Raw genomic sequence first — 18,844 nt, forward strand, 5'->3', positions numbered from 1 at the left:
AAATACACGCGAAAAAAGGGAACGGCAGTCCGGACCGACTTCAGGCCCTGGGGACTACCTTGAGAACAAGGGAGAAGTTCGTCTCGGTCCCGGTCGTGTTCTCCCACGGACGTTTGTAGATCGCAGAGAAGGTCTGGTTGCCCTCACCGGCGGCTTCGATGAGCCAGGTGTGCGTCCCGCCGACACCGACCATGCCCTCGGGGTGGGGGTCGACGGTGTAGGTGTCGTTGAGGAGGGTCAGTCCGTCGGTGAGGGTGGCGTTCCACTCATATCCGGTCGTCGGGTTCGCCCGCAGGTCGACCTGCACGATGCTCCCGAGGCTCACCTCGACAGAGGTGTTGTCTGCGGTCTCGTTGAAGACGAAGGCAGGTGTTGCCATGGCGGCGCGGTATGCCTCCCATGCGTCCATCTCAGTGCCGTTCTCGAAGATGCAGACGCCGTATTCGCTCCCGTCGGCGTCCTTCCTGATCTCATACCCATAGCCCATCTCCTGGCACCAGACCGCGGCGGGGTTCGGCATCCCGATGGTCGTGTTCTCGGTCGGGGCCGGCGTTTCGTTCGTCGTCGTCTCAGGGACAGGCGTAGTCTCTGGAGTCTCCTGCTGGTCCGCCGAGGTGCATCCTGCACCGATCAGAGAGGCGGCAAGGACCAGGAGGACGACTCCGGCAAGGATCTTTGCTTTCATACCTAACACCTTAGCATCATCTGAAATAAACGATTCCTTGAGCGCGAAGATTTTCACACTCAAATTTCACTTTTTACGGCTGCGTAGAATCGGGCATGAGCCAAGAGCACGTCTCAGACATATCGCATGAAAATCTCTCATCGCGGTTCTTCGGGGTATGGAAGGATCCTTGATCCCTCCCCTGAACACTGTTCAATCGCCTCCCCTCGGTGATCCTCATCGTGGAGGGGTTAGGGGGGTCTCCTCCCGGCGCGAGACGGGGGTGAATCCTTCTGGTGGGGCGGCCCTTCTGATCGACGTGCCTTCCCACACGAATCGCACCGGGGGCGCTGCCCCCCGATAGGGGCGGGAAGGCAGAGGGATAACCGTGCAGAGGTTGTTCCCGTCCTCTGTCTATCAACCCCATGGGAAATCAGGGGCGGCCCCCCCCAACGAGATCAATCCAGAAAAGTTCAACAGAGCCTTTACCCACATGAAACAGCGAAGCCTTTTGATCGAATAATTTTACCTATCCGGACATCATCCAATCTTCAAGTGTCGCCATTAAGAACCAGACTGTTTTTCATCCTGAAACACACATATGCACCAATATTTTTTGAAATATAATTAGAATTATGCGAAATCTATTAATATTCAAACACAATATTACCCAATCATGCCCCCATACCCCCCTGCTGAGATCCGCGTCCTCGCGGTAGACGATGATCCGGGACTTCTCGATATTATCAGAATTTTTCTCGAAAGCACCGGCAATATCGTCGTTTCCCGGGACATGTGTGCCAGAGATGCCCTTTATACCCTTGAAACAGAATATTTCGATGTTTGTATCTCAGACTTCGATATGCCCGGCATGAACGGAGTCCAGTTCATCAGAAAGATCCGGGAAGACGGCTATGACCTCCCCTGTATCCTGATGACAGGGAACAGACGGAAAGAAGTGCATGACGCTGCCCTCGGCGCCGGTGCATGGTGTGTGATCCAGAAGGGTGGGAAAGGCCCGGCCTTCTTCAGTGAACTTGCAGAGGCCGTAAAAGAGGCTGCAGAAAGAGGACCGACCAGCGGCTATCCGGGAGTCAGAACCAGTGACGGCGGCCGTGATGTTCGCCTGACAGTCAAGGGAGGAGCGGACGTTTCCTGAGTCTGCTCACGCAGGACTCATAATTAATATCACCTGGCGTCGCACATTTCTGCATGGTACAGTGTAACGCGTCCCACATCCTGGTAGGGAGCATGGCAGAGGCGCATGAACTGATCGAGCGGATCAAATCAGGAGAGGACTTCGAGGCCCTCGCACGGAAACACTCCATCTGCCCGTCCGGAAAAGACGGAGGGAAACTTGGATGGTTCGGGAAGGGGCAGATGGTTCCGCCCTTCGAGAAGGCTGCATTTGCAGGGAAGGAAGGCGAGGTCGTCGGGCCGGTGAAGACTCAGTTCGGCTGGCACGTCATCCGGATCAACGGCAAGAAATAATCCCTTTTTTTTCTGACCGGTTCGAATCGTTCACAGGCCGGGAGCACGCCTCATGCCTTCCTCTCCAGATCCTTTTCCTCAGAACAACCTGATGTGCCGCCGTGCGGCCTCGGTCGTCTCCCGCCCTTGCGGGGTCCGCTTGAGAAACCCGATCTGGATCAGGTACGGCTCGTAGACCTCCTCGACCGTCCGCACCTCCTCGCCGATCGAGATGGCGATCGTCCTCGCACCCACCGGGCCGCCGCCGAAATCGTCGGCGATCACCGTGAGGATCCGGCGATCGAGATCGTCGAGGCCCAGACTGTCGATGCCGAGCATCGTCAGTGCACGGTCGGCCGTCTCGCCGTCGATGGTGCCGTCGCCCCTGACCATCGCAAAGTCCCGCACCCTCCTGAGAAGCCGGTTTGCGATCCTCGGCGTTCCCCGACTCCGCTTCGCAATCTCTTGCGCTCCGTCCGGGGTGATCGGGGTCTGCATGATCAGAGCGCTCCGCTGCACGATCCCCACCAGGTCGGCCACTTCATAGAGGTTGAGGCGGAAGACCAGACCGAACCGGTCCCTGAGCGGAGATCCCAGCAACCCGATCTTCGTCGTCGCACCGACCAGCGTGAACTCCTCAAGCGGGAGCGGCACCGACCGCGCCCCCGGTCCCTCGCCAATCATCACATCGATGCAGTTGTCCTCCATCGCCGGATAGAGAATCTCCTCGACCACCGGGTTGAGACGGTGGATCTCGTCGATGAAGAGGACGTCGCCGCGAGAGAGCGCCGTCAACTGAGCGGCAAGGTCGCCCGGACGGTCCAGCACTGGCCCTGAGGTACTCCTGATCCCGACCCCCATCTCCCGCGCCACAATCCCGGCAAGCGTCGTCTTGCCAAGGCCCGGAGGCCCGGAGAAGAGGATATGATCGAGAGACTCCCCCCGTTTCTTCGCCGCCTCGATGGCGATGGCAAGTGTCTCCTTGATCTGGGGTTGCCCCACGAACTCGTCCAGCGACCCCGGCCTGATCCCCGCCTCGTCGGTCTCGTCCGGGAGCATATCCGGTGAAGGGATGCGTTCGTTCATGCCGACCCGCGCCCCCGCAGAGATGCCAGTGCAGCGCGTATCAGGGCCTGCACCGTCGGGCCTTCGCCCAGACCGGGCAGGACGGCGTCGATCGCTTCCTGCGCCTCGTGCGCTGAAAACCCGAGCGACACCAGGGCGCTCGCCGCGTCGCAGACCGCCGCGGGACGCCGGTCAAGGGAGAGCGTCGCCGCATGTTTCTTCATCTTCTCCTTCAGTTCAAGGATGAGCCGTTTCGCACTCTTCGGGCCGATGCCGGGGATCCGGGTGAGCACCTTCTCGTCGTCGTTGAGGATGGCAAGGGCGAACTCCTCGAACGAGATCCTGGAGAGGATGTTCATGGCGATCTGCGGCCCGATGCCGCTGACCCCGATCAGGATCGTGAAAAGTTCGAGTTCGCCGGGATAGAGAAACCCGAACAACTGGATGTCGTCGTCGCGGACCGCCATGTGCGTGTGGAGCATGACGCGCCCTCGCGTCTGCTTGAGAGTCGCCAGTGCAGGTTCGGTCACCTGCACGCGGTACCCGACGCCGCCGACGTCGATCACCACCCACCGCTCGCCGGTGGATGCCAGTTCTCCGGAAAGGTGTGCGATCATCTTATCGTACCATATTGATGTGGCAGAGAGCGACGGCAAGACCGTCGGCGGTGTCGTCGGGCTGCGGCACTTCCCGCAACCTGAGCAGCCGCCTCATCATCTCCTGCACCTGGTGTTTGTCGGCACGCCCCGAACCGGTGACCGCCTGTTTGATCTGGTTGGGGGTGTACTCGGCGATCGGTATCTTGCGCTGCTCGGCGGCGAGGAGGAGGATGCCTCGCGCCTCGCTGACGCGCATAGCAGTCGTGACGTTTTTGGAGAAGAACAGTTTTTCCAGGACGACCCATGCGGGTTCGTACTCGTCGAAGAGTGCGGATACGCGCTCGTAGATCTCCAGCAGACGCTCGGGCTGACTGCGGTCGGCCGCGGTCTCGATACAGCCGTAGTCCAGCGGCACGGGGTACCGGCTGCCCTTCCTGAGGACGCCGTACCCGGTCCTCGCCACGCCGGGGTCAATACCGATCACGATCATGCTCAGCACGGAGTACTCCGTGCTCCTGGTTGATACGGTTTTTGCGAGGGGCGAAGCGCGAGAAGATTCTCATCTTTTTGCGCTCTCCGCCCCGGCCTTCCCGGCCAGGACGAAGAGGGCGGCGACGGCCAGGGCAAGGGCCGCCGGGACAGCGAACCCGGCCGCATATCCGACGCTCCCGATGACGATGCCGGCGACGAGAGGGCCTGAGGCATGGCCGATGTCCATGATCGAACCGAGCGCCCCGACCGAGGCGCCGAGTTCCTGGGTGCGGGCGACGTCGGCGACATAGGCGCCGGTGGAGACGGTGACCAGGGAGAGGGCGAGGCCGAAGAGGACTCCGATCGCCATCACCACCGGCACCGCGGCGGTGAGGGGGACGGCGGCGATGCACCCGGCGATCGCGAGGAGGCCGAGCACGATCTGCGCCCGCCGGCCGGTCCGGTCGGAGAGCGCCCCGAAGAAGGGTTTGGAGAGGGCGATGGCCAGCACCTGGAGGGCGAAGAGGAGGCCGATGAGGTACTCCTGCACCCCGATGCCGGTGAGGTACAGGGGGAGCCAGGTCTCGAAGATCCCGAAGGCGAAGTAGGTCGCCATCTCCACCAGCGCAGTGGAGAGGAGAAGACGATTTTTCCCGAAGCCCGCGAGGCGTTCGCCGAACTCGCCGAGGGTGACCCGGCTCTCGCCGCCCTCGGACGCCCTTCCTTCCTTGATCCCGAGGATGAGGAAGACGACCGGGAGCGAGGCGAGGAAGGCCGCGACATAGACGATGCGGTAGTTCAGGAGCCCGGCCGAGGCCGCGAAGAGCGAGATGAGGATGCCGCCCACGAGCGGGGCGATCGTCCTCCCGACGAGGGTGGCAGAGGAGTAGATGCCGCTCTTCTCTCCCTTCGCATCAGGGTAGGCCGAGTAGATCATCATCGCGGCGACCGGGCCGAGGATGGCGGTCGCGAGGCCGTGGAAGAACCTGACCGGGATGAGCCAGAGGGGGTCGACGACGAGGAGGTACAGGAGCGGGGCGGAGAGGAAGACGGCACCCGAGGCGATCAGAAGACGCCGCGGGCCGAGGCGGTCGGCCATCACTCCGACCGGGAAGGAGAAGAGGATCCCGGCCGCGGGGGAGACGAAGGCGATGAGGCCGATCATCGTCTCGTCCGCGCCGAGGGCGCTGGAGAAGAGGGGGAGCACGGGGTTTTTCGAGATGGTCGTGGAGAAGATCGCGAAGAACCCGATGATCGAGAGATAGGTGATGAGGGACGGGCCCGCCCGTCCGATTTTTGTCGGTTGCACCATGCCGGTCACCTGGTACCGGAAGATGGACACCGGCGAGCGATGAACCTATCGGGGACATGGTGATATACCGGGAGGTGCCAGAGGGACGGTGGTGACGGATATGGTTGTTGACGCCATTCCCCGGATCGTCGGTTTTGTCTATGCGATCGTTCTTGCCCCCGCCCTTATACTGCTCTGGCGCAGCGGACGGATCACGCGGCGGCGGGCGCTGCCTCTTCTCGCCGTCTCCGCCGTCCTCGGTTTTCTGATCTTCGCCCCGATGGCGCCGTACCAACTCCAACTCCTGGTCGCCGGCGACCTCGCAGGGCTCGACGCCCCCGTAGCCCTGGTCCTCGGAGGTCTCGCCTTCTTCGTTGTCGTGGCCCTCGTCGGGGGCAGAACCTTCTGCGGCCACCTCTGCCCCGTCGGCGCCGTCCAGGAAATTCTCTCCCTGGCCGGGTACGCACGGGTCGGCCGCACCAGAAAGAAGGAGACGATCGTCCTGCGGTCTGTAGTCTTCGCCGCCGTCCTCCTTGCCGGTCTCCTCTTCTCTGAAAATATCCTCGGTGCCCTGGGGCTGGAGGACTTCTTCTTCCTGAATGTAACTTCGGTCTCCTTCTTCGTCTTCGCCGCCCTGATGATCCTCGGCGTCGCGGTGTATCGACCTTTTTGCCGCGTCATCTGTCCGTACGGTGCGGTGCTCGCCCTCGCCGCCGCTCAGGCGCAGTACAGGTTCAGGAGGACCGACCTCTGCATCAAGTGCCGGAAGTGCGAGAAGGCCTGCCCGGTCGACGAGGCAAAAGAGAGCGACCGAAAGGTCGAGTGTTATATGTGCGGGAGGTGCGTCGAGGTCTGCCCGGTGGAGGGAGCGCTCCGCTATGCCAGACGGTAGATGACCGAGGGCGGCCCGGCCCCGGTCACTTCGCGTCCTTCATCCGGTACTCGGCGTCGTAGACCGTTCCCCCTCCCTGGCCCGGCGCCGCGGCCGCTTCCTGGTAGATGACGGTCCCGGCCTCCTGGAGGACGGCCTTGAGTCTCTCCACCTCCGACCTGACTGCGTCCATTTCCTTCCCGGCAAGGGCGCTCTTCAGGTCGGCGAGGGCCCCCTCGACCTTTTCTTTCGGCCCGGCACCCATCCTCTCCCCCAGATCGGCGAGGGTCTTTTCCGCGGTGTAGACAAGGGCGTCGGCCTCATTTCTTACCTCGGCCTCGTCCCGCCGTCTCTGGTCCTCGGCCTCGTACTCCTCCGCCTCCTTCACCATCCGGTCGATCTGGTCCCCGGGAAGTTTGGTCGAGGCGGTGATGGTCATCTGCTGCTCTTTGCCGGTGGCGCGGTCCTGTGCCGAGACCTTGAGGATGCCCGAGGCGTCGATGTCGAAGGTGACCTCGATCTGCGGGATGCCCCGCGGCGCAGGCGGGATGCCGACGAGGTTGAACTGGCCGAGGCTGGTGTCGTCCTGCGCCATCGGGCGTTCGCCCTGGAGGACGTTGATGGTCACCGCGGTCTGGAGGTCAGCGGCGGTGGTGAAGATCTGGCTCGTCCTGGTCGGGACCGTGGTGTTGCGCGGGATGAGGGCGGTTCTCACATGGCCGAGGGTCTCGATCCCGAGGGTGAGCGGGGTGACGTCCAGGAGGACCATGTCGGTGATCTCGCCGGCCAGGATCGCTCCCTGGACCGCCGCCCCGACGGCGACGCACTCCATCGGGTCGACGCCGTGCTCGGCCGGTCGGCCGGTCTTCTCCTCGACGAACTGCCTGACGACCGGCATCCTGGTCGGGCCGCCGACCAGGATCACCTTCCCGATCTCGTCCTTCGTCATCTTCGCATCGGCGAGGGCCTGCTCGAAGGGGGCGCCGCACCGCTCGATGATGGGCCCGACCAGGCCTTCGAGTTTTGCGCGGGTCAGTTTCATCACCAGGTGCTTCGGTCCCGCCGCCCCGCCGGTGATGTAGGGGAGGTTGATCTCGGTCTCAAGGACGGTCGAGAGTTCGATCTTCGCCCGTTCGGCCGCCTCTCTCAGGCGTTGCACCGCGATCCGGTCTTCGCGCAGGTCGATCCCCTCCTGCCGTTTGAACTCGTCGGCGATCCAGTCGATGACGGCGTCGTCCATGTCGGTGCCGCCGAGATGGGTGTCGCCCGCGGTCGCGAGCACCCGGAACGTCCCTTCACCGAACTCCATCACCGTGACGTCCAGGGTACCGCCGCCGAAGTCGAAGACCAGGATCTTCTGCTCGCCCCCCCTGTCCAGGCCGTATGCCATCGAGGCGGCGGTCGGTTCGTTGATGAGCCGCACCACCTCCAGACCCGCGATGGTCCCGGCGTCCTTCGTTGCCGTCCGCTGGTTGTCGTCGAAGTAGGCCGGGACGGTGATCACCGCCTTCGTCACCGGTTCGCCCAGGAAGGCCTCGGCGTCCCGTCTGATCTTTTTGAGGAGGAAGGCGGAGATCTGCTGGGGCGTGTAGTCGGTGCCGTAGATGTGGTAGATGTGGTCGGTCCCCATCTTCCGCTTTGCCGCCATCACCGTCCCCTCCGGGTTGGTGACCACCTGCCGCCGGGCCGGTTCGCCGACGAGCACCTGTCCGTCTTTCGTGAAGGCGACGTACGACGGGAACATCTTCCCCGCCCAGGTCGCCCCCTCTGCGGACGGGACGATCGTCGGTTTCCCGCCGATCATCACCGCCGCCTGACTGTTCGAGGTTCCGAGATCGATCCCGATGATCTTCTGGTCTGACATGGCCACATCCCCCTGTTGGTATGCCGTCTTCGGGTGCTCTGGAGAGATAAGGGTTGCTGGGGCGGGGGAAGAGACGGCGCATCGTCTCCCGAAATCGCGCCGATTTCCACGCGATTCTCCAGGCCATCTCTCCCGCGTGGCAGAAGGAACCGGATAGATTCTATCACCTCCAATCATATCGGCCCTCAGCGAGCGATTATACCCTCTGCATTTCAGAGCATCCGACAAACAGACCCCATTTTCCCGGCATCTCAAAAAAGGCCAAAACTATCGCTGATCAAAGCGGCCGATCGCAAAACGGAGGGCAAATCAGCGGCATAAGGGTCGGTAAGGGGGCAGCCCCGCCACCCCCGCCCGTCCGGGCACAACCATAATGAACCGGGGAGGGAGAGATCTCCACATCAGCACCGGAGAGACGGCATCCATGAACGAGAAAAATGAACCGCCCGACGTCGGGTACGTGACCGCGAACGGGATCAGGATCGGCTACCGGGAGTACGGGAGCGGCGCACCCCTGCTCCTGATCGCGGGATACACGGGGAGGATGGACGACTGGGACCCCCGGATCATCACGGCCCTTGCCGCGGGCTTCAGGGTGATCGTCTTCGACAACCGCGGCATGGGGGAGACGGGGTCTGACGGGAGGCCTTTCTCCATCGAACTCTTCGCGGAGGACACCCGCGCCTTCCTCGACACCCTCGGGATCGCGCGGGCGCATATCTGCGGCCACTCGATGGGATCGTTCGTCGCGCAGGAACTCGCGATCCGCCACCCCGAACGCGTGGACGGACTCGTCCTCGCCTCGACCCTCCCTGCGATCGATTCCGATCGCCACACCGCCCTCACGGCATTCCTCGGCGAGATCGCGGAGGACACCGCCTCCGTCGACCTCACCCTCAGGAGATTGTACGGGGCGGCGTACGCGGCCCGGCATCCTGAACTGGCCGCGGTCCTCAGGATGAACCTGACATTTCTGCACACCTCCGGCCTCTTCGATCCCGCATCGATACGCGGGCAGGAGCAGGCGATCCTCTCGTGGCCGGGAAGCGCCGGGCGCCTGGACCGGATCAGGGCGGACACGATGGTCCTCGTCGGGACCGACGACGAACTCAGCCCGCCGGAAGATGCGGTCAGGGTGGCGGCCGGGATACCGGGGTGCTGGCTCATTCAGGTCCGCGGCGCCGGGCACGACCTCTTCTTCCAGGCCCCCGACCTCTGCGCAGAGGTGATCAGGATGGTGCTCTCTTCACCGGGGCTCACGCCTCTTCCCAATCATAACCCCGGCGGTAGCGCGATCCCTCCTCCACCGCCTTCCCCAGGGCCAGCAGGTCGGCAAGGGCCTCGGTGACCTCCTCCTCGGCGGCCCGGATCTCGTACCGGCGGGCGAGCGCCGCCCTGATCTCCGCCGTGGTGAGGGGCTCTTCCAGGAGCACCTTCTCGGTGAAGCCCGTCAGGTCCTCGTGGAGCGCCCACGGATAGACCACCCACCGCCACCCGGCAAGATATTCGGCATAATAGTCGGGATCGAAGGAGGAGGTGTGCTTGTGCTGGAGCACGCCGGTCCTCACCTCCCGCGGCCCGAACTCCTCCACGTACCAGACCGCACGCTGGAGGGTCTCGCCCGTATCGGTGATGTCGTCGACGATGAGCACCGAAAGGTCTCCGACATCGGTCGCCAGCGGGTAGCGGACCACCGCCTCCTTCTTCTTTCTCGCCGCGATCCCCCAGTGCTCGATCTTGATGCTGGTCAGGGTGTCGATGAGCAGACGGTCGCAGACGATCCTGGCCGGGACATACCCGCCGCGGCCGATGGCGATCACCAGGTCCGGGCGATAGTCCGCGGCCCGCACCTTCGCCGCGAGGGCACGGGAGAGGCGGACGGCGTGGTCCCAGGCGACGAGATCGCAGGTGAATGATTCGGGGATCATGAATCCCCGGAGGGCGTGCGGGGATATAAAACCGGGGCATGGAGGGGAAGGGGGCGCCCGGGGTGCCGGTCACCCTGCCTGCGTTCGATCCCGGGGAGGTCGAGCGCCTTCTCAAGCAACTCGAAAAAGAGGTGGAGAGCGGCGAGACGATCGAGGAGGTGAAGACCAGATCTGTTTCAAAGGCCCCGCGATCTTTTTTCGGCACGGATACGATTTTTCCCGGTTCAGGAAAAATTCCTGCCTCTTATCGGATCTTCCTGAAGTGATACCACTCTCTGACGTGCTCGTTGAAGTAGGTCCCGTGGGAAGGGGCCGCCATCAACTCCCGATAGACCGGCTCCGGGACGTCGGAGTACTGGTAGAGAGAACCGTTCGTGAACTCGATCTCCAGGGTGCCGGAGAGAGCACTGTATCCGACCGATTTGATGGTGCCGGAGGTGACGGTTTGGCGCAACATGGATCTGCCTCTAGCGTGTCTGTTGATATACTGTTCTATTTGAGGTATCGAGCCTCAACAAGCAAGGTGCATGGTTTCTCGGGGCAACTAACTCAGTCCATATCCGGTGTGTCGGTGCAGCCCGCGAAGGCGACAACGACGACGACCATCACGACCGCCGCGAAGATGAATTTCTTCTGTACCACACCATACCCCTCCGTTCATCCGCCGGATTGGGATGGAAAGATGATAAGAACGATCCCGGATGCAGAACCTCCGGATTTCCACCGCCGGAGATTTTATACATCCGGGACTTTGAATCCTCTGTACGGTGAACGATGAAAAGGAGCGTCTATTTCTTCGCATGTCCTGCTTTTGCCGACTGGGAACCGCCGCTTGCGGTCTCCATGATCTCTGATACGAACGAATTCCCGAAAAAAAGAAGTTACAGGGTGATCACCTTCGGGCTTTCGAAAGATCCGGTCTCGTCGCTCGGCGGGATCACGGTCCTCCCGGACGTCGACGTCGACGGGGTCGACCTTGCGGATGCGGCGATGGTGATCCTGCCCGGGTCGTCATTCTACGAAAATCACGACCCTGTTGAACTGTTCCCTCTGATCAGGGAGTGCGTACGGCACAAGATCCCCGTAGCGGCGATCTGCGGCGGGACGCTCTTCCTCGCACGGCACGGTTTTCTGGACGACGTCCGCCACACCAGTTGCGGTCCAGAGTGGCTGAAGGAGCACGCTCCCGACTATCGCGGGGAGGTGCATTACGTTCATGCGCCGGGCGTCGCCGACGGCGGCATCATCACGGCAAATCCCTTCGGTTTCGTGGAGTTTGCCGCCGAGATCATCAGGGCGCTGGACGTGTTCCCACCAGAATATCTCGAATTCTGGGTGCGCACCATCAAGACCGGCTACCTGAACGTCGATTCGGTCGACCCGACGGCGGGAAAGATGAATGAGTGAGGGGTGGCGGGGCGGCGGCGACCTCTGGCGCGGCAAGCCCGAGACTCCTGTCCGTCGTCACCTTTCCTCTCTCTCGATGAACTCCCTGATCTCGGCGGTCGCACGTTCCCCTTCGGGCGTGTCCTCGACGACGAAGAAGATCGTCCCGGCAAGGAGGGCCGCACCCCCGGCCGCCAGGACCGGGAGGGGAAGCGTAACGAGCATGAGGATGCATGAGCCCGCACCGACCAGGGGGATGAGAGGGCCGAACGGGATCCTGAAGTAGGTCCGATCGCCGGGGACGGGCCTGTGCCCGAGGGTGAGGATGACGGCGCTGATGTTGACGAGGCCCATCGAGACGAGAGCGACGGTGTTGGTGAGGTCGACGATCACCCCGAGGTTCCCGAGGAGGATCAGCCCGGCCGCGACGCCTGCCGAAAGGAGCACGGCGTTTGCCGGTTGTTCGCCCTTGAGGGCAGCAAAACGTCCGGGGATCTGCTTTTCGGCCGCCATCGTGAGGATCACCCTGGACCCCCCGATGATGTTGGCGTTCGCGGCCGAGAGCGTGGAAAAGATCGCCCCGATAGCGACGATCGTCCCGCCCCACCCGCCGAAGAAGACGACCGCGGCGTCGAAGAGGCTGCTGTCGCCGTACGCCGGGAGATGGGCGGCGAGGAGGGCGACCTCGACGCCGCAGTAGATCACGGCGACGATCCCGATCGAGGCGAGGGTGGCGAGGGGAACGACCCGCGCCGAACTTTTGATCTCGCCGCCCATCATCGCCACGACCTGGAAACCGAGATAGGCGAAGAAGACCATCGCGACACCGTCGAGCATCGCCCCGGTCCCGTGCGGGAAGAAAGGCGTGAAGTCGGCGGGGGTGAGATTGATCACCCCGACGGCCGCCACCAGGAGGAGGACGACGATCTTCGCCGCCACCAGGGCCACCTCGGCCCGGCCGGCCTCGGCGGTGCTCCTGAGGTTGAGGAGGGTGAGCAGGACGAGACCGACGAGGGCGGCGATCCTGGGGTCGAAAGCGGTGCCGAGAAGGCGGTTTGCATAGATCCCGAGACCGAGAAGGACGAAGGCCGAGGCGATGGTGACGCTGATGTACATTCCCCATCCGGCAAGAAAACCCGGATACGGCCCGAGCATGTGGTGGGCATAGAGATATCCGCCGCCGTCGCCGGGGCAGATGCTCGCAAGGACGGCATAGGATAGACCGGTGAAGGCGACGAGGATCCCGCAGAGGAGATAGGACAGAACGGCCGCGGGTCCGGCCGTCTGGACCATGAGACCCGAGAGGACGAAGACCCCGGCCCCGACCATGTTTCCGACCGCAAAGGCGACCGCGGTGCCTGCGCTGAGCCCCCCGCTGCGGGTGTAGCCGTCGGCCATCAGGTGGTTCTCGCATCTCCCCGTTAAAAAAGTGATCCTCAGATGGAGAGGAGAGAGGGGACGGCGGTCAGTTCCTCCTCTCTCCTCAAAGAGTGATATATTCCATCCGCCCGCCCGACGACGCACCCGACTCATTTTCAAAACGCATACCGCAACCCTGGATGGCCCCGATGGATCTGACCTGCCGGTCGGCCGAGAAGATCACCTTTCTCCGCGACACGGCGGACCTCAACGTTGTATTACACGGCATATCCGTGACGTAAAGAATGAGGGGAAGGGCCGGGGAGCCGCCAGCCCCCCGCAGAGATAGCCGCCCAGAGTATTTTTACAGGGTCAACAAAGAGGAAAAGCCATATCATCTCACGCGTATCACTCCATCAATAGCCAGGAGGAAGAGAGGGAATGCACCGAACCGTAGCAGAAAAAATACCGGAGATAACAGAGATCTGCAGGACGCACCGCGTCAAAACGCTCGAACTCTTCGGGTCGGCGGCCGGGGAGGGGTTCGACCCCGCTACGAGCGACCTCGATTTTGTCGTCGAGTTCGAGGCCATGTCGCCGGCCGAACACGCCGACATCTATCTCGACCTCGCCCGTGATCTCGAAGCACTCTTCGCCCGTCCCGTCGACCTGGTGGAGATGGCGCCCATCAAAAATCCCTATTTCAGAAAGGCGGTGGAAGAGTCCAGGGTCCCCGTATATGCCGCCCCATGAGATCAGGAAGTACCTCTACGATGTGGCCGCGGCCTCAGATCTGATCACATCATTTGTTGATGGGAAAAACTTCGACGATTACCGGAACGACTCGATGCTCCGCTCCGCAGTTGAGCGCCAGTTCGAGATCATCGGGGAAGCGCTGAACCAGGCGGTCAAAAGATATCCCGATCTGAAAGATGAGATCCCCGACGCTTCCCGCATCATATCGTTCAGGAACCGGCTCATCCACGGGTATGCCACGGTCTCGGACGAGGTCGTGTGGGGTATCGTCGAAAAGTACCTGCCTCCTCTCCGAAAACAGGTGAAGATGATGCTGGAAGGATCGTCCTGAACCATCCCGCGGGGGACGCCTTCATCCCCCCTCCGACCGACTCCCTGCCACGCGGTACACCGAAGGCAGGATCGGCCGGGTCTTCTCTCTCCGGATCGACGACGGCGAGGACATCCTCGAAGAACTCACCCGCTTTGCCGGGGAGAAGGGGATCGCCTGCGGCATGGTCCAGGTGCTCGGGGCGCTGAGGCCGGTCTTCCCCCCCGTCCCCCATGTGGAGAAGGTCGCCGCGGGCGGGGGGTCTCCGGGAGCGTGCGGCTGTCTACCTCGTCGTGAAGGCGGTCATCGTGGAGCTCGTCGGGATGGCGGCCGGACAGGCGTGCACCTCCCGGTCTTCGGAAGAGGGTGAGGGGTTCGCCGGTCCCGTCGACAGGGGGAGAGGTCTGATCATGAGACTCTCTCCGGGCCGACAGGGGAATGACACACCGCGCACCGTACGGCAATCCCGTGCCGTTGCTCACCATATAAATTCCGATATGGACAGTTATGCCGATATGAGAATCCGAAATCATATATATGATCAAATTGCTCTCATAAAAATGAGCAATCATCAAAATACCACTTCTTTACGTATAATAGGGATAATTATTGCAGCTTTTTTGCTTTTTGTCGGCACGACGAGCGCTGCCGTCCCCGCGGCATCATTCACCGCCGCACCGACGGAGGGCGTCGCACCTCTCACCGTCGCCTTCACCGACACCTCCGACGGCGACCCGACCGGGCAGGCGTGGTTCTTCGGCGACGAGGACTACACGCAGGCCTGGACACCTCTGCCCGACGCCGGGTGGTCGGCGCGGAGTTTCCCTGCGACGGTCGCACTGCCCGACGGCACCATTGTCCTCATGGGCGGCTGTGAATGGCCCGCCTACACAAACGACACCTGGAAGTCGACAGACGGCGGCAGGACCTGGACGGAGGTGAACGCGAGTTCAGGGTGGACGGCACGGTCCGGCCATACCACCGTCGCCCTCCCCGACGGCACTATCGTCCTCATGGGCGGTTTCGACGGCACCGCCGAACGGAACGACACCTGGATCTCGACCGATAGGGGCGTCACCTGGGAGCAGGTGAACGCGAGTTCGGGGTGGACGGCGCGGCAGGCCCATACCGCCGTCGCCCTCCCCGACGGCACTATCGTCCTCATGGGCGGTTTTGACGGCACCGGCTTCGTGAACGACGTCTGGCGGTCGGAGGACGGCGGCGTTACGTGGACGAAGCTGCCCGACGCAGGGTGGTCAAAAAGGATGTACCCTGAGAGCGTCGCCATGCCCGACGGCAGCATCATCCTCATGGGCGGTGCCAGCGGCGGTCCCACCGGCGGACTCTGCAATGACACCTGGCGATCGGAGGACGGCGGCAGGACCTGGACGGAGTTGCCCCGCGCCGGGTGGACGGGACGGATGTACCCCGAGAGCGTCGCCATGCCCGACGGCAGCGTCCTCCTGATGGGAGGGTACGACGGCGGGTATACGAACGATGTCTGGCGGTCGACCGATGACGGCGCCACCTGGACACAGGTGCCCGATGCCGGGTGGATGGGACGGAGCGGCCACACCTCCGTCGCCATGCCCGACGGGAGCGTCGTCGTCATGGGCGGTTCCGACGGCACCGATAAAAACGACGTCTGGCAGTTCGGGCCCGCTGGGTCGACCGACCAGAACCCCACGCACACCTACGAGGTCGCAGGCACCTACACGGTGACTTTGCAGGCGTTCAACGCCGACGGTCCGGCGCGGGCGACCGGGACGGTCACGGTCGCGGCATGTGTCCCGCCGACGGCGGCGTTCACCGGCACGCCGCTGTCCGGCACCGCACCCCTCACCGTCTGCTTCACCGACGCCTCGACCGGCGACCCGACCGGGCGGACCTGGTTCTTCGGCGACGAGGACTACACGGAGGCCTGGACACAGCTCCCTGATGCCGCGTGGCCGGCACGGATCTGTTTCAGCAGCGTGGCGACGCCCGACGGCACCATCATCATCATGGGCGGGTGGGACGAGACCACCAATCTGAACGACGTCTGGCGGTCGGCCGATGGCGGCGCGACCTGGACGAAAGCGGGGGATGCCCGGTGGTCAGCACGGTCCCATCACGCGGCCGTCGCCCTGCCCGACGGGAGCGTCGTCGTCATGGGCGGTTCCGACGCCGCAAGCCTGAACGACACCTGGATCTCGACGGATAAAGGCAGGACATGGACGCTCCAGAACGCGAGTTCAGGGTGGACGGCACGGGGAGACCCGGCCGTCGTCGCGCTTGCCGACGGGAGCATCGTCCTGATGGGCGGTTCCGATCCCTGGTGGAAGAACGACACCTGGATCTCGACCGACAGGGGCATGACCTGGACGATGCAGAACGCGAGTTCGGGGTGGACGGGACGGACCTTCCACAGCAGCGTCGCCATGCCTGACGGGAGCATCATCCTCACGGGAGGTCTCGACGGCACCGCCCGCCTGAACGACACGTGGCGCTCGACCGATGAAGGCGTTACCTGGACGCTGATGAACGGGAGTTCGGGGTGGGCCGGACGGACCTCCCACAGCATGGTCGCCATGCCCGACGGGAGCGTCCTCCTCATGGGCGGGTGGAACGGCACGCCTCTCCACGACGCCTGGCGGTCGACGGACAACGGCGCAACCTGGACGAGACTGCCCGATGCCGCGTGGGCGGGACGGTATTATCACGCCAGCGTCGCCCTGCCGGACGGGAGCGTCGTCGTCATGGGCGGTCTCGATGACGACGCCCGCCTGAACGATGTCTGGCGTCTCCGGCCCGCAGAATCAGGGCAGAACCCCACGCACACGTACACGACGCCGGGCACCTATACGGTCACGTTCCAGGCGTTCAATGCCGGCGGGTACGACCGCGAACAAAAGACTGTCACGGTCAGGGTGCCATCGTCGGGCGGCGGCGACGGTGACGACTCGTGGACGGCACCGGCGGCGCAGTCGCTCACCTCACGCGACGTGACCGTGAGCGGGAGATCGGCCGTGAGCCGGGTCAACGTCACCGGCACCGGGACCTCCGGGATCATCGTCACGGCCACCGTCCTCTCCGCACCGCCCGCCGGCGTCCCGCCGGTGCCGGGCAGCGTCCTCGAGTACGTCGATCTCGTGCCGGCCCGGTACACGAACATCACCGGGGCGACGGTCACCTTCACGGTCCCGGTCGCATGGATGGAGGAGCACCGCCTCTCCCCGGCCGACGTCGTGCTGTACCACTATGCCAACGCCACCTGGAACGCCCTGCCGACGACGGCCGGGGCGACCGCGGACGGGGGGGTCACCTTCACGGCGACGAGTCCGGGCTTCTCCCTCTACGCGATCTCCGGAGTAGCGGAAGTCCCGGCAGAACCGACAACAATCCCGACACCGGCGGCGACGGCCTCGCCCGCGACGCCGGTGACGACCGCGGAGGAGACCACGGCCGTGCCGACGACGCAGCAGGCGGCGCCCGCTCTCCCCCTGGCGGCGATCGCGGTCGGCGGCGGGTTCCTCCTCAGGCGCCGGCGGATACAGCGGTAGAACCGGGTGCCCTTCCGCGAGTATGATTCATTCCTTTTTTTCCGCACTGCGGCGTCACCACACCGCCCCGAGGATCATCCCGCCCGCATACACCACCATCGCCAGGTGAAAGAGGGGGAGCACCCGCATCGCGGCCTCCGGCGTCGGCCCTCTGAGGATGACGACGTTCGCGACGAGGAGCATGGCAAACCCGACGAGCAGTCCGGCCCGCGCCGTCGGGCCAAGCACCCCGGCGAAGAGGAGGGCCGCACCGCCGTGGAGCGCGGTGAACCCGGCGATCCAGTGGGCCGTCCCCCGCGTTCCGTACAGCACGGTGACCGTCCGCATCCCCCTGGCGTGATCGTTTTCCACGTCGACAAGGTCGTTTGCGCCGAGGTGGGCGAGGGCGTAGGGGTAGAAGAAGAGGAAGTAGAGGAGGGCGGTGAGGTCGGGCGTCCCGGCGACAAGGTAGCCCGCGACCGGGAAGAGGGCGAAGTCGGTTCGCCCGACGACCTGGGCGATGGGGAATGTCTGGTCCCGCTTCTTCACCTGGTAGAAGACCTCGACGGCAAAACTGTAGCCCATGATGGCGGCCACCCAGAGGGAGTGGGGGTACGGTAGCGTGGCGATGAGGAGGAGCGCGAGAAGGCCGAGGATGAGGAAGAGGCCGAGGGCGTGCGTCGCGGGGATCTCTCCGGCCGCAAGGGGCCGCGTCCCGAAGAGCCGCCAGTACCGGGTCAGTCGCCCTTCGACGTCTTTTGTGTCGCGTTCGCGGTCAACGTAGTCGTTGAGCACCATCCCGGCCTCGAAGCCGAAGAGGCCGATGAGGGCGGCGGTGACGACGAGGGGCCAGGAGAAGTTTTGGTACGCGGTGAAGGCGAGGAAGAGGCCTGAGCAGAAGAGGAGCGGCCAGGCGAAGGCGAAGTGGATGCGCAGGAGGTCGGCGTAGGCGCGGAGGGTCATGGGGGGTTCCTCCGGTGGGGTTCGCGGGTGATGGGTGTTTTTTGGATGGGTGTTTTCATAGGACTTCGGGTCAGGGGTTCATCTTTCCTTATGGGTTTTATTGTCTTGTGGTTGATCCTGGGGGTGGGATGGGGTGTGGAGGAGGAGAGTGTCACAGCGGATGGGGAGCGGGCGTGGTGAACGGCATGATCCCGGGTGATGAGGTCACAGATGAAGGCTTTGGGGATCATCGGATAAATGAATTACAGAATTCCCGGTAAACGGTGCCTCGATCCAGGCAAATTTTTAAGTCCCGGGTTCCTTTGAGATCTGCCTCTAGACAAAAT

At 63.6% G+C, this 18,844-nt stretch carries 21 protein-coding genes; 10 read left to right on the forward strand and 11 right to left on the reverse strand.

Translation table 11 applies throughout. The features are described 5' to 3' along the window. Window positions 1-40 precede the first annotated feature (40 nt). Window positions 41-685 carry a protease inhibitor I42 family protein gene (locus RJ40_RS05125; RefSeq protein WP_265582278.1) on the reverse strand — a complete coding sequence of 215 codons (645 nt, stop codon included), beginning with the start codon at window positions 683-685 and terminating at the stop codon, window positions 41-43. A 655-nt stretch (window positions 686-1,340) separates the two neighbouring features. Between RJ40_RS05125 and RJ40_RS05130 the strand changes: the two genes are divergently transcribed. Further along, window positions 1,341-1,823, forward strand: coding sequence for a response regulator (locus RJ40_RS05130; protein WP_265582279.1), 483 nt, complete (start codon window positions 1,341-1,343; stop codon window positions 1,821-1,823). A 92-nt stretch (window positions 1,824-1,915) separates the two neighbouring features. After that, window positions 1,916-2,155, forward strand: a complete 240-nt coding sequence (locus RJ40_RS05135; RefSeq protein WP_322743900.1) for a peptidylprolyl isomerase — start codon at window positions 1,916-1,918, stop codon at window positions 2,153-2,155. A 78-nt stretch (window positions 2,156-2,233) separates the two neighbouring features. Here the strand turns inward: RJ40_RS05135 and ruvB are convergent, their stop codons facing one another. The 4 genes from ruvB to RJ40_RS05155 all read right to left on the reverse strand — a co-directional run bounded on the left by ruvB (window position 2,234) and on the right by RJ40_RS05155 (window position 5,581). After that, window positions 2,234-3,220 carry a Holliday junction branch migration DNA helicase RuvB gene (ruvB, locus tag RJ40_RS05140; protein ID WP_265582281.1) on the reverse strand — a complete coding sequence of 329 codons (987 nt, stop codon included), beginning with the start codon at window positions 3,218-3,220 and terminating at the stop codon, window positions 2,234-2,236. Further along, window positions 3,217-3,816: a Holliday junction branch migration protein RuvA gene (gene ruvA, locus RJ40_RS05145; RefSeq protein ID WP_265582282.1), complete on the reverse strand. Its 600-nt coding sequence runs from the start codon at window positions 3,814-3,816 to the stop codon at window positions 3,217-3,219. Before ruvA ends, ruvB begins: the two co-directional genes overlap by 4 nt. A 1-nt stretch (window position 3,817) precedes the next feature. Next, window positions 3,818-4,288: a crossover junction endodeoxyribonuclease RuvC gene (ruvC, locus tag RJ40_RS05150; protein WP_265582613.1), complete on the reverse strand. Its 471-nt coding sequence runs from the start codon at window positions 4,286-4,288 to the stop codon at window positions 3,818-3,820. 69 nt (window positions 4,289-4,357) lie between these two features. Next, window positions 4,358-5,581 carry an MFS transporter gene (locus tag RJ40_RS05155; RefSeq protein WP_265582283.1) on the reverse strand — a complete coding sequence of 408 codons (1,224 nt, stop codon included), beginning with the start codon at window positions 5,579-5,581 and terminating at the stop codon, window positions 4,358-4,360. Between the two features lie 100 nt (window positions 5,582-5,681). Between RJ40_RS05155 and RJ40_RS05160 the strand changes: the two genes are divergently transcribed. After that, window positions 5,682-6,452 (forward strand): 4Fe-4S binding protein, encoded by a 771-nt coding sequence (locus tag RJ40_RS05160; protein ID WP_265582284.1) that lies wholly within the window; start codon window positions 5,682-5,684, stop codon window positions 6,450-6,452. A gap of 25 nt (window positions 6,453-6,477) precedes the next feature. Here RJ40_RS05160 and dnaK read toward each other — a convergent pair whose 3' ends face one another. Continuing rightward, window positions 6,478-8,295: a molecular chaperone DnaK gene (gene dnaK, locus RJ40_RS05165; RefSeq protein WP_265582285.1), complete on the reverse strand. Its 1,818-nt coding sequence runs from the start codon at window positions 8,293-8,295 to the stop codon at window positions 6,478-6,480. Window positions 8,296-8,719: 424 nt separating this feature from the next. Between dnaK and RJ40_RS05170 the strand changes: the two genes are divergently transcribed. Continuing rightward, window positions 8,720-9,643 carry an alpha/beta fold hydrolase gene (locus RJ40_RS05170; protein WP_265582286.1) on the forward strand — a complete coding sequence of 308 codons (924 nt, stop codon included), beginning with the start codon at window positions 8,720-8,722 and terminating at the stop codon, window positions 9,641-9,643. On the opposite strand, the gene RJ40_RS05175 is transcribed toward RJ40_RS05170, so the two are convergent. After that, window positions 9,552-10,223, reverse strand: a complete 672-nt coding sequence (locus RJ40_RS05175) for a phosphoribosyltransferase (RefSeq protein WP_265582287.1) — start codon at window positions 10,221-10,223, stop codon at window positions 9,552-9,554. The two genes, RJ40_RS05170 and RJ40_RS05175, sit on opposite strands and share 92 nt — an antisense overlap. Window positions 10,224-10,261: 38 nt before the next feature. Between RJ40_RS05175 and RJ40_RS05180 the strand changes: the two genes are divergently transcribed. Then, on the forward strand, window positions 10,262-10,489 hold the full coding sequence (locus RJ40_RS05180) for a hypothetical protein (RefSeq protein WP_265582288.1): 228 nt from the start codon (window positions 10,262-10,264) through the stop codon (window positions 10,487-10,489). Here the strand turns inward: RJ40_RS05180 and RJ40_RS05185 are convergent. After that, the gene (locus tag RJ40_RS05185; protein ID WP_265582289.1) at window positions 10,468-10,680 is read right to left on the reverse strand and encodes a KTSC domain-containing protein; all 213 of its coding nucleotides are present in this window, start codon (window positions 10,678-10,680) and stop codon (window positions 10,468-10,470) included. The two genes, RJ40_RS05180 and RJ40_RS05185, sit on opposite strands and share 22 nt — an antisense overlap. A gap of 317 nt (window positions 10,681-10,997) precedes the next feature. Here RJ40_RS05185 and RJ40_RS05190 point away from each other — a divergent pair, with 317 nt between their 5' ends. Continuing rightward, the gene (locus tag RJ40_RS05190) at window positions 10,998-11,630 is read left to right on the forward strand and encodes a type 1 glutamine amidotransferase family protein (protein WP_265582290.1); all 633 of its coding nucleotides are present in this window, start codon (window positions 10,998-11,000) and stop codon (window positions 11,628-11,630) included. 57 nt (window positions 11,631-11,687) lie between these two features. Here RJ40_RS05190 and RJ40_RS05195 read toward each other — a convergent pair whose 3' ends face one another. Both RJ40_RS05195 and RJ40_RS05200 read right to left on the reverse strand, forming a co-directional pair. Next, on the reverse strand, window positions 11,688-13,007 hold the full coding sequence (locus RJ40_RS05195; protein WP_265582291.1) for an APC family permease: 1,320 nt from the start codon (window positions 13,005-13,007) through the stop codon (window positions 11,688-11,690). An 85-nt stretch (window positions 13,008-13,092) separates the two neighbouring features. Further along, window positions 13,093-13,227: a hypothetical protein gene (locus RJ40_RS05200; RefSeq protein WP_265582292.1), complete on the reverse strand. Its 135-nt coding sequence runs from the start codon at window positions 13,225-13,227 to the stop codon at window positions 13,093-13,095. 182 nt (window positions 13,228-13,409) lie between these two features. Between RJ40_RS05200 and RJ40_RS05205 the strand changes: the two genes are divergently transcribed. The 4 genes from RJ40_RS05205 to RJ40_RS05215 all read left to right on the forward strand — a co-directional run bounded on the left by RJ40_RS05205 (window position 13,410) and on the right by RJ40_RS05215 (window position 17,576). After that, window positions 13,410-13,721 (forward strand): nucleotidyltransferase family protein, encoded by a 312-nt coding sequence (locus RJ40_RS05205; protein WP_265582293.1) that lies wholly within the window; start codon window positions 13,410-13,412, stop codon window positions 13,719-13,721. After that, the gene (locus RJ40_RS05210) at window positions 13,708-14,055 is read left to right on the forward strand and encodes a HepT-like ribonuclease domain-containing protein (protein ID WP_265582294.1); all 348 of its coding nucleotides are present in this window, start codon (window positions 13,708-13,710) and stop codon (window positions 14,053-14,055) included. Before RJ40_RS05205 ends, RJ40_RS05210 begins: the two co-directional genes overlap by 14 nt. A gap of 70 nt (window positions 14,056-14,125) precedes the next feature. Then, window positions 14,126-14,404: a PCC domain-containing protein gene (locus RJ40_RS13020; protein WP_394357411.1), complete on the forward strand. Its 279-nt coding sequence runs from the start codon at window positions 14,126-14,128 to the stop codon at window positions 14,402-14,404. Window positions 14,405-14,654: 250 nt separating this feature from the next. Further along, on the forward strand, window positions 14,655-17,576 hold the full coding sequence (locus tag RJ40_RS05215) for a kelch repeat-containing protein (protein ID WP_265582295.1): 2,922 nt from the start codon (window positions 14,655-14,657) through the stop codon (window positions 17,574-17,576). A gap of 54 nt (window positions 17,577-17,630) precedes the next feature. On the opposite strand, the gene RJ40_RS05220 is transcribed toward RJ40_RS05215, so the two are convergent. Beyond that, a complete protein-coding gene (locus RJ40_RS05220) occupies window positions 17,631-18,518 on the reverse strand; it encodes a UbiA family prenyltransferase (protein ID WP_265582296.1) in 888 nt (295 codons plus the stop codon). Window positions 18,519-18,844 lie beyond the last annotated feature (326 nt).

Origin of the sequence: Methanofollis aquaemaris, assembly GCF_017357525.1 — an archaeon.
GTDB classification, from domain to species: domain Archaea; phylum Halobacteriota; class Methanomicrobia; order Methanomicrobiales; family Methanofollaceae; genus Methanofollis; species Methanofollis aquaemaris.